The following is a 10,225-nucleotide window of genomic DNA, read 5'->3' on the forward strand; positions in this document are numbered from 1 at the left end:
ATCTCGTCGGCCTGAACCTGCAGGGCCATCGCGGCACCGCACACTATCGATAACACTCCTAGCCTTTTCATTGTCGCCCCAGCGTGTGCAATTGAGTGAGTCGGCGCAGGCACGGCCCGCGCGCAGTGGTGAGGGTTATTCAAGGCGCAGGGTCTGCACCGGGATAACCCCAGCGGTGCCTGTGCCGCCAGGGATGAACTGGATCATGCGGGTGGGCTCTAGGCGCTTGCTGCGCGTTTTACCCGGCTGTTCGCTGGGCAGGTTGGCGGCCGGTTCAGCGGCCACCGCCAGACCGCTGGCCAGCACGTTGCCGTTACCATCGACGAGCTTGCCGTTGCGTAGTTTGCCGGTGGCCTTGCCGTCGGCGCCGAATACGGTGTCGCCGCGCAACGTGCCGATAACGTTGCCCTCGGCATCGCGCACCACAACCTTGGCGTCACCCTGGACCGCCACCTGGGCACCGGCCACTAGCTGCCCTGCCAGATCGTGGACTTGGCCATTTTTGACGCTGCCGACCTTGCGCCCCTGAGCATCGATAATGTCGTCGCCCACCAGGGTGCCAAGCACTTTGCCGGAGGCATCACGAACCACCCGCACATTGCCCTCGATGGGGCGACCGCTGCTGTCGAGCTGGATGTTTTCGACCTGACCGAGCACCTGGCCGTCGCGACCGAGCACCTGGCCATCCTTGACAGTGCCGAGCACGTTGCCGTCGGCGCCGAGCAATTGGCCGTCGACCACCCGGCCGATAATCTTGCCGTCAGCATCGCGCGCCACTTGACCCATCTCGCCGATGATCTTGCCTTGCGCGTCTTGCACCACAGTGCTGATGCTGCCAAGCGGCTTGCCGTTGAGGTCAAACGCTTTACCGTCGCGATAGCTGCCGATCACCTGGCCCTGGGCATCGACAATCTTGTCGCCATCCACCCAGCCCAGAATATTGCCGGCCGCGTCACGCACGACCTGGCGTTCCTGGTTGTGTGGCGCCGCGTGGTCCTGCACTCGCGAGCGGCTCATGTCGACTACGCGGCCCTGGCTGTCGAGCACGGCGTTGGTTTGCACCCTGCCCAGCGACTTGCCATCCACGCCGACGGCCTTGCCATCGACGACGGTGCCGATGGGGTTGCCGTGGGCATCGATGACCTTGCCATCCACCACACGGCCAAGCACATTACCCTGCTCATCGCGCACCACCGTGGCGCGCTCATGCATGCGTAGCAGTGGGTCGTCGGCACTCAGGCCGCGAACAATATTGCCGATCACGTAGCCGTCAAAGCCCACGGCCTGGCCATCGACGATCTTGCCGAGGATGCGCCCATCGGCGCCAACGATGTTGTCGCCGACGATGCGGCCGACCAGGTTGCCATCGGCATCCACCACCACATCGATCAGTTCCTGCGGTGGCGGGTCCAGCAGGTTAGCCACGGTGACCTGGCCCAGCGCGGCCATGCTGGTGTCTTTCGGATGGCGTAGAACCGCGACTATTTCCCCGGCCTTTTCCGCCAGCTCAACCCGGGCCACCTGCGCCGGTGTGAGCATCAGCGACAGGGTGGAAAAGTTCATGTTGAAGCCGTCGGGGGTGCTCTGGTCGTAGTAGTTCTCGTACTTGCGGCCGCTGGCATCTTCGCGACCGGCAGCCAGCACGATGATGTCTTCGAGGATGTTGATCACCACATCGTCGGCATAGTTGGGCTGTTTTTGCAGGCCGATGTCGCTGGCGGCAAAACTGCCCAACAGGTCGATGTGGTCGCCGGGGCGCAGCATGCCGTCAAAGGAATTGATCTTGCTGATTTTGACCGTCTTGACCCGCTTGCCCAGCTCGACGTTCTCCGAGAAGCGCGAGGCGCGCTCCTGCTCCACGGCATCCCAGCTGATCGGCCGGCCGCGCTGCAGGGGGGCAACCGTCATGCGCCCTTCAAGCTTGGGCCAGTCCTCGGCCAGGATGACATTGGAGGCCAGGTAGTCATTGGGCACATCCAGGGTGGCAACCAGCTCCGGAGTCAGTACCTGGGACTTGCCGATATCGGCCCGGGGTACGACCACCGTTACTTTTTGCTCAACCGCTGGGCGATAGGCATCGCGGTACTGGGCCTCCTTGGACTTCAGGTACAGCCAGCCCATGGTTCCTGCGAGCACACCACATGCCACCGCGATGATCAGCAGTTTCTTTCCTGATACAGATGACATGGTGCTCCCCAGTGCAAAAAAGTGCTGTCCGCGCAGGTGCGCAATGGTTGATCGGTTTCTCTTATGGTTTTCTACGCTTTACCGCTGTTCTGGCATGTCTGGCTTGGAGGGTGCGAGTGGATCAGTTGCGCCGCAGCGACCACTGCATCCCGATAACCGGGTCCTTGGTTTGCAGCACGGAGAAGCGCGCCTTACAGGCATCCGCCGTGCTGTCTACGTAACTGAGTTGGGCCTCGGGGGCGTTGAACTGGCCAGACACACTGCTGCTAATGGCCACGCTTGCGCCTTCTGCGGGCAAGGGGCTGACCTGCTCGGCGGCCCAGCCATAACTGCGCACGATGCACAGTGAATGCTTGCTCCAGGCGGCCTCGGTCTCTGGGGCGAGGTACAGGCTGACCAGCTCGCCGGTTATTTTGCGGGGGCTGGTGAATGTGCCACTGCTGCTGATCAGCGCATCGCTCTTGGCATACACCAGGCCCGCCGCTGCATAAGCGGCGACGAAGGTTTTGCCATCAGGGGCGTACATCAGCACGTCACGGGTGGCGATGGGCGTCAGCCCTTGGGGTTGTTTGACCAACGCCTTGCCGGTGATGGCATTGAAGTACTTCTTGCCGTCCAGGTAGGCAAAACCCAGCACCTCACCGCTGGCGTTGGCCAGTGCTTGCAGCACCAGGGGCTTGCCAGTGCTGTCGACGAAGACCTGGCTAATGCTGAAGCCGGGATAGAGAACCTGGCCATTGGCATCAAGCAGAGTGCTGTTGCCCGATGCATCGAGGGCGTAGGTGGCAATCACGTCGCCATTGGCCGCAACCAGTTGGTCATTGACTACGCGCCCGACGTACACGCCATTGGCGTCATATACCTCGTTGAGTACCGCGAGCGCGTCGCTGGCGGGCTGTTCCGTATCGCTCGGTGGCGGTGATTCAGGTTGGCCGTCATCGTAAGGAGGCTCGGGGCTTGGCTCGAGGATCCGCACGACCTCGTTGTTGTACAGCTGAACCTTGTTCATCTCGCTGGAGTAGGTTTTGTAGCTGCTGCGCACGTTATCGAACAGGCGCTCGACATCATTGCCCGCCAGCATCAGCGCCGCGCCGGTGACGCCGAGCACCACCAGGTACTCGGTCATGGACTGTCCGCGCTGGGCCTTCATCAACGGTCCATCCGGTTGACCAGGATCTGGGTCTTGTCCTGATGGCGTAACAGGCCGACCGTCATCAGCTCACGCTTGCGGCTATAGCTGAGCACCACGCCGTTGGCCTGCTGGCTGCGCTGCTCCAGGCTCCAGCCTTGCTGCTTGAGCTCGGTTTCGTACCAACGGGCCGTGGTGTGCATGTCCTCTGCATTGAGCAGCAACACCATGCGGCCTTGGCGAATATCGTCGTCGCTGCGCATGTCACTGATCACCTGGGCACCTGGCGGCACTGGCATACCGTCACCCAGCACTTGAGCCGCGACAGCTTTGCCCGGTGGGTTGGTGATAAGCAGTTGGCCGAAGCTGTAGCGGTCGTTCTGGCGCTTTACCTGGATCAGCATCATGCAGTGTTGAGTGATGTGCAGGATCTGCTCCCAGCCGTTGAACGCCGAGAAGTCGACCTCGTCGGCCCAGGCCTTGGCGTAAAAGTCTTTGACGCTCGCCAGGTTGGCAGGCACACGAAAGCTGCGCCCGGCCATGGGCGTCTGGTTCCACTGAATATTGCTGCCAATGCTGGCAAGCAACATGTCCGGCATCAGCGGGAAATCGTCGTAGTCACAGTCGGCCCCTGCCGAATTGGCGGCCAGTAACGAGGTGAGGAAGAGCAGCGGGATTATTTTCATAGGCTATTCGAAGTAACAGAACCCGGTGCTGTTGGTGCATTTGGCCGGCTTATCCGGAATGGGCTCGATGCCGACATAGTCAAACTCGACATCCTTGAACGAGGGTTCAAAGATGCCGATGGTCGAGATGATGGTTTCGATCAGGTGGTTGCTGAGCATGGTGCCCACGGCAAAATCGTCGGCGCGTTCTTTGAAATGATGGTCGCCCTGAGCGTTCCAGCCGTCGGCAAGCACCGCAGACTGGGCGCGAATATTCAGCGGCTTGTCCAATGCGCCGCCAAACAGCGGCTTGCTGCCTAACCGGCTACCGGTCATAGAAACGGGGATGACGATGCTGGGGTTGTAGAGATTCTCGGTTTCGTGGGCGATTTGCAGAAAGTCGTCATCCTTGGCGACTTTCAGAAAGCTCAGCACTTTCATCACGCCGCCCATGGCATCGTTGTAAATGCCGATCACGTCGTAACTATAGGACGGTGTGTCCTCTGCGCTCAGGCTGGAGTGGCTCGGCATGCTGCCCGTGGCCGTCATCGGCTTGGCCCCGCCGCCGTGCGTCCAGCGCCACAGGCTGTGGTTGCTGGCGGTATTTAGGCTGCCGTCGATGTCGGCGGCGGTGAAGGGCTGAGTCGCGGCGGAGTAGGACATCAGGCGTTTTTCCGCAGTGTTCAATATCGCTTCGTTGCCGCGTTGTGCGGTATCGCCGTCGTCGGTCTCCCCAGGCGCTTTGTTAGTGTCAAACCAGACGGTGCGCTCCCAGGCCACATAACGCGCCACCTGCTGGGCGGTGTAGGCCATGTCGGCCAGCTTGGCCACCACGGGCACCAGCACGAACAACAGCAGCACGCCGCCCGCGACCATCACCACGAACTCCGCCATGGCCTGGCCGTGCATGCGGGCTCTGCATGCATAAGCGGCCATGCTCATTTCACCAGCCCGGAGACAGCGCCGCTGGCGGTGCCCGTGACCGTATCAACGAACTTGTCGAGTACCGGCTTGACCGGGCCTCTGATGACAGAGGGCAGCTTGTCGACCACCCGATCCTTGCCCGGCTCGATCAGCTTTTTCAGGCCCAGGTCGAGCACCGCGCCGACAATAGCCGACGTGCTGGCACCCGCTTCCAGGCCCAGCACGGCCATCAGGTCGATCTGCCCGGCAGCAATCATCTGCACCACGCGGCTCGGCTCACGCAGGCGGGCATCCCAGAAGGGGCTGAACTGATTGGGGCTTTCCACCCGGCCAGGCGGCGGGGCGAAATAGGACTCCGCCGAAGCGATGGTCATCATATTGTCAGGGCCGCCCCACAGCGACGAGAGTGCGTTGTCCTTTACCCCCTGGGTATCGAGGGCAAACTTGCCGCTGTCCAGCCCCAGGCTGGCAGGGTTGTCGCTGGTGCGCAGGCTGCCCAGCGGCTTGGCCACCGCCACGGTAAATTCGTTGCTGGTGCCACGGCCCTGATAATCACGGCCAAGGCTGAAGAATGAGGGCGCACCGCCATAGCCGGTGTTGACGTCCTCAGCTTGATTGGCACCAAAGACCCCCAGCGCGTTGCCATAGCCCCAGGTCGTCGCATGCACGCTTTGCATGGCTTCACCATAGGGGCGCGGGCTGCCGGGCGGCGTGTTCTGCGTGGGGCTGCCCCACTGCGTACCAATCAGGAACTGATCACCCGCCTTGGCCACTAGCTGGTGCGTGCCGCCGCCCAGCGGCAACCCCATATCGATTGGGAAGTCGGTGTCGAGTATCTCGGCGCAGCCGAAAAAGGGCAGACAGACTTCGATTTGCAGGAACACTTGCACCTTGAAACCGATGGAGCTGAAGTCGACAGAGCTCCAGCCATAATGCGGAATACCTTTGCCGCCAGCGGCCGTGCTCTTTGGGTTATAGACATAGGCCGTGCCGCCATTGTTGAACACGCCCACCTCAACGTTTAAGCCCAACCTTATCGTGATAAAGCCGAGGTAAATCGGCAGCTCCGGTGGGCTAAAACTGACGGTCGCATCGAAGGTGCGCGCATCCAGCCAATCGTTGCGGTTGCTGTTCATGATTGCCGCGTACTGGCGGCCTGCCGTCCGTGCGGCACTGTTATCGGCATTCTGAGCGTTGCTGCTGGCGTACTTTTCCGGTGCGGTATTGACCAGCATGGTCGAGGGAGCAAGGCTGCCGAGAAAGTCGGCGACAACGTCTTCAGATGAGACCGCACTGCCGCCGGCGGCCGTGCTGGCACTTTTTGCCTGGCTGGCCAGGCTGCTCAGGTTCAGATCGCTGGCGAAGTAGGTCAGGATGAAGTTCTGCGCCAGCAACAGATGGCTGAGGGTGACAACTTTCAGGTCGTCGTTGGTTCCCGGCATCTCGTGGCGGTTCACAATGTTTATTGGGGTGGTGAACTGCGCCTCCAGCGTGGCGACCGCAAAAATCTTTTGGAAAAAACCCATTACCAGATTGAAGCTGGAGATCACATCGGGGTAGATGCCGAGCAGCGGCTTGGCCGCAGCACCCGTGACATTGCCGAGAACCTGATACGGCAGCGTGATCGTGGACAGCACATCACCGATTGTCGGTTTAGGGGCTGGTGCAAGGGGGATCTGGTACGGCGGAAAGGTGTTCACCCAACGTGGGATGTTGGCGTAGCGCTTGGACCAGGACATCAGTGCCACCACCTGACCGACCGACATCTCGTTGGCGACGATAGCGCGGTTGGTGTAGGCGATCAGATTCTGGTGACGGGCAAACAGCTTGGCTTGCGAGTAGGCCGCCGCATCGGCAGCGTTTTCGACCTGTACACGGTCACGGGTCAGTACCCCGTGGTTGTACATCAGGATCAGACCGATCAACGCGACGCCGAGAAAGAACAGGCCAAAGACCATGGCCTGCCCCGACTGCCGGTGCGCGCTCACAACCGCGATATCTGCTGCTGATTACTTGCGTTCGTCTTGCTTGAAGCTGCTCAGGTTGTGTTTGGCGCCAGCGGCTGTCTGCGCTTCGCCACCCGTTGTGGCGGCCGCTTGCGTGGCTTCACCACCGCCCAGCTCCGCAGCCATGTCACCGACCTGCTCACGCACAGTACTGCCGAACAGGTTGTAAACCACAATGGCCGAGATCGCGATCAGCGCCACGATGATGATGTACTCGGTCATGCCTTGGCCCAACTGACGAGCGCGCAACTTAATGGACATGGTGCTTCCTCTGAACTAGGCCGAGTGTGTGTGTGGGATGTATGGTTGCTGGCGTGGCCACTGGCTGGCCTGGGGCGGTCATGTTCGGCGTACTTGCCACAAGCGCCCTTCTTGTCACAGCGATGCTAAGCGAAGGCATCCCGAGCCGTATGTCCCCATTTATAGCTACAGATAAACCTGCGGCATTAATCTGTTAAGGCAATACCGGCTAATTAGCTGCGCTACTATCGCGGCAATAAACTCGTCTCATTCGGGATCAAGATGCGCAGCGAAAATGACAGCATGCCGATTCGAGTGATCCTGGTTGAAGACGATGTAGCGTTTCAGCAAGCACTGCGGCATACCTTCACCACAGCACCAGATATGCAACTGGTGGCCGTATTGAGCACGCGCGCAGAGGGCTTAAAGAGCCTCAACCATGCGCCGGCGGATGTCCTGTTGGTCGATCTCGGCCTGCCGGACGGTTCGGGGATCGATGTCATTCGTGCCGCCCATAGCAAATGGCCTGAGTGCAATATCATGGTCAGCACCGCTTTTGGCGATGAGATGCATGTCATGCAATCGCTTGAGGCCGGTGCAACAGGCTATCTGCTTAAAGACAGCAGTACCGCCAGCATTGCCTCAGAAATTCGCAGCCTGCACCAGGGCGGCAGCCCGATCAGCCCCCTGATCGCCCGCCAGATACTTATGCGCTTTCGCCACGAAGACACGACACTGCCCCTGGCAGCAGCCTCAGCAAACGCTACCCGTGCGCGATTGTCCGCACGAGAGCAGCAAGTGCTGGAATACATTACCAAAGGCTTTAATTCGGATGAGATTGCCGAATTGATGGGCGTATCACGCCATACGGTGCTGACATTTGTACGGCGCATTTATAAGAAGCTTGAAGTCAGCTCGAAAACAGAAGCAATCTACGAAGCGCGTAGCCAAGGATTACTGGGTGCCTAAGCAATTGCCAGGAATCTTTTTCATAACTGCACTGCTAACTTTATGTATTCCGACAGCTACTGCGACTGAATCAGTCTTACACATTACCACCGCGCAAATACTCAATATACCCAGCCAGGATTTTAGCGCCCCGCCTCAAGTGATTAATGAACGGCTGTTGCCTGATAAATGGTCTACCGTAAAATTGCCACACGCCCTGACCCGGCAATTGATTCCCTCCTCTGCACGGCATGAACATGCAAGAACACCCACACTAGAAACCTGGTATCGCTTGCAACTGCCCACTTCAGTATCAGAAACACAACAGCAACTCTATATTCCACGCTGGAAAACTGATGGCAACCTTGCCATTTATGCCGACGGCCAGCTGATTTATATGTCAAGCGGTGGCGTGTATTGGAATGGCTGGAACATCCCCCTGAGCATCCCGTTAAATGCAACAGCCAACACCCCCAGCCCCAGCGTTCTCCTCTTGCGCATCCAACGCCCGAGCGATTCGGGTGGCGGTATTTCCTCTATATGGGTGCAAGAAAGCAGCAGCCTGAACTGGCGTTACCGGCTTCGATACCTGCTACAGGTCCAGCTGCCGTATACCAGCAGCGTGGTTTTTCTAGCAGTCGGCTTATTCTCATTTTTTGTTTGGTGCAGATTACGTAACGAACATTCCTACCTATTATTTTTCTTTATCTCAATCGCCTCATTTATTCGCACACTCCATTATTACGTCGGCGAACGTGAGCTGCCCATAGCGGAGTCCTGGTTCAGCTGGCTAACTATAAACTCACTGTTCTGGATGGTATGGGTTACTCACTTTTTTCTACTCAGCCTTCACCATCGCCCCAACCGCTGGCTAAATACTCTTGTGACACTGGTTACGCTTGTAGCCGGCGTACTGACTCTGCCAATGCTTTCCGAACTACTGAATGCCTATGCTCTGTCACCACTGATCTACTTCGCACTAATCCTCACCGGCTCTTTAGTGGCGGGCTTTGGCGCCTATCAATCATGGCAGGCTCGCTGCAATGATGGACTGCTGTTAAGCGGCTGGGCAACAGCCGGCATGTTGCTGGGTTGCCATGACTGGCTACTGCAAAACAACTACTTAACTATCGAATCTATTTACCTCGGCCCTTACAGCAATATTGGCGCATTCCTGATTGTAATGAACATTATTTTCCGGCGTTTTCTCAAAGCCAATGAAAGCGTCAAAAGCACTAATGCCCGCTTGGCTTTTCGCTTACAAGAACGAGAGAACGAGCTAAAGAACAGCCATCAGCGCCTACGCGAAATTGAACATCGACAAACACTTAGCAATGAACGTCAGCGGCTTATGCAAGACATGCACGACGGCATGGGCTCGTCACTGATCATTGCATTGCTGGAGGCTGAGAAGGGTCACCTTGATGCGTCATCGCTGACAGATGTACTGAAGAACTGCATCGAAGACCTGAAACTCACCATCGATTCGATGGAGCCGGTAGAAGCCGACCTGTTGCTGCTGATGGCAACATTAAGATTTCGCCTAACCCCTCGCCTGGAAAGTGCCGGGATACGCCTGCGTTGGGATATTCAGAATGTGCCCGCACTTGACTGGCTTGACCCGCGCAATGCGCTGCATATCTTGCGCATTCTACAAGAGACATTTTCCAACATTATCAAGCACACCAACGCCACGGAAATTCGCATTACCACATCGTCTGACGCCACGCATATCAGAGTCATCATCATAGATAATGGCCAAGGCTTTACCGCAGAGCAGTCCGCACTGTTTAACGGTAAAGGACTTAAGAACCAACTGCGCCGCGCGGCCTCAATAGGCGCTGAAGTGTTATGGCATTCCACCCCGGCTGGCGTAACTGTCACATTAACGCTGCCTATCGTCGCCACTGAGCGAAGTAGCCATCCAAGCGAATGCGCGCAATAAAATATAAGCCCTGGCTAAATAGCATCAAGAAACAGCCATAAAAAAAGGTTCATCGCGCTTTCCCGGGGAAGGCGGCCTTGATTTTCAGGAAGAAGTAGTCCGAGTCCCTGAAGCCATAGGCCATACGCTTGATCACCTTGATGCGGTTGTTCACCCCTTCCAGCAGGCTGGTATGCATGCG

Annotated in this window: 9 protein-coding genes; 2 read left to right on the forward strand and 7 right to left on the reverse strand. The window is 58.3% G+C overall.

Annotated features, from left to right (window positions below; all coding sequences use genetic code 11):
- Positions 1-135 precede the first annotated feature (135 nt).
- The 6 genes from cpaB to Q8M42_RS06335 all read right to left on the reverse strand — a co-directional run bounded on the left by cpaB (position 136) and on the right by Q8M42_RS06335 (position 7,172).
- Positions 136-2,187: a Flp pilus assembly protein CpaB gene (gene cpaB / locus Q8M42_RS06310; protein WP_304870087.1), complete on the reverse strand. Its 2,052-nt coding sequence runs from the start codon at positions 2,185-2,187 to the stop codon at positions 136-138.
- A 121-nt stretch (positions 2,188-2,308) separates the two neighbouring features.
- Positions 2,309-3,337: a hypothetical protein gene (locus Q8M42_RS06315; protein ID WP_304870089.1), complete on the reverse strand. Its 1,029-nt coding sequence runs from the start codon at positions 3,335-3,337 to the stop codon at positions 2,309-2,311.
- Positions 3,337-4,002, reverse strand: coding sequence for a hypothetical protein (locus Q8M42_RS06320; RefSeq protein ID WP_304870091.1), 666 nt, complete (start codon positions 4,000-4,002; stop codon positions 3,337-3,339). Before Q8M42_RS06320 ends, Q8M42_RS06315 begins: the two co-directional genes overlap by 1 nt.
- Before the next feature lie 3 nt (positions 4,003-4,005).
- The gene (locus tag Q8M42_RS06325) at positions 4,006-4,890 is read right to left on the reverse strand and encodes a hypothetical protein (RefSeq protein ID WP_304870093.1); all 885 of its coding nucleotides are present in this window, start codon (positions 4,888-4,890) and stop codon (positions 4,006-4,008) included.
- A gap of 29 nt (positions 4,891-4,919) precedes the next feature.
- A complete protein-coding gene (locus Q8M42_RS06330; RefSeq protein WP_304870095.1) occupies positions 4,920-6,893 on the reverse strand; it encodes a pilus assembly protein TadG-related protein in 1,974 nt (657 codons plus the stop codon).
- Between the two features lie 21 nt (positions 6,894-6,914).
- Positions 6,915-7,172, reverse strand: a complete 258-nt coding sequence (locus Q8M42_RS06335; protein WP_275961244.1) for a Flp family type IVb pilin — start codon at positions 7,170-7,172, stop codon at positions 6,915-6,917.
- Between the two features lie 261 nt (positions 7,173-7,433).
- On the opposite strand from Q8M42_RS06335, the gene Q8M42_RS06340 reads away from it, so the two are divergent.
- Together Q8M42_RS06340 and Q8M42_RS06345 are read left to right on the forward strand one after the other, a co-directional pair.
- Complete coding sequence (locus tag Q8M42_RS06340) at positions 7,434-8,120, forward strand: response regulator transcription factor (RefSeq protein ID WP_304870097.1); 687 nt, start codon at positions 7,434-7,436, stop codon at positions 8,118-8,120.
- The gene (locus tag Q8M42_RS06345; protein ID WP_304870099.1) at positions 8,113-10,044 is read left to right on the forward strand and encodes an ATP-binding protein; all 1,932 of its coding nucleotides are present in this window, start codon (positions 8,113-8,115) and stop codon (positions 10,042-10,044) included. Before Q8M42_RS06340 ends, Q8M42_RS06345 begins: the two co-directional genes overlap by 8 nt.
- Before the next feature lie 49 nt (positions 10,045-10,093).
- Here Q8M42_RS06345 and Q8M42_RS06350 read toward each other — a convergent pair.
- Positions 10,094-10,225 (reverse strand): transposase (locus Q8M42_RS06350; RefSeq protein ID WP_304865968.1); only part of this gene is annotated, 132 nt, incomplete at its 5' end.

Origin of the sequence: Pseudomonas sp. (genome assembly GCF_030684895.1) — a bacterium.
Lineage (GTDB): Bacteria > Pseudomonadota > Gammaproteobacteria > Pseudomonadales > Pseudomonadaceae > Aquipseudomonas.

What these genes read in the sequence shown, in the direction of transcription:
- Q8M42_RS06315 (WP_304870089.1), bottom strand. Translation starts at nt 3,337, where the DNA reads ATGAAGGCCCAGCGCGGACAGTCCATGACCGAGTACCTGGTGGTGCTC.
- Q8M42_RS06325 (WP_304870093.1), bottom strand. Translation starts at nt 4,890, where the DNA reads ATGCACGGCCAGGCCATGGCGGAGTTCGTGGTGATGGTCGCGGGCGGC.
- Q8M42_RS06340 (WP_304870097.1), top strand. Translation starts at nt 7,434, where the DNA reads ATGCGCAGCGAAAATGACAGCATGCCGATTCGAGTGATCCTGGTTGAA.
- cpaB (WP_304870087.1), bottom strand. Translation starts at nt 2,187, where the DNA reads ATGTCATCTGTATCAGGAAAGAAACTGCTGATCATCGCGGTGGCATGT.
- Q8M42_RS06320 (WP_304870091.1), bottom strand. Translation starts at nt 4,002, where the DNA reads ATGAAAATAATCCCGCTGCTCTTCCTCACCTCGTTACTGGCCGCCAAT.
- Q8M42_RS06335 (WP_275961244.1), bottom strand. Translation starts at nt 7,172, where the DNA reads ATGTCCATTAAGTTGCGCGCTCGTCAGTTGGGCCAAGGCATGACCGAG.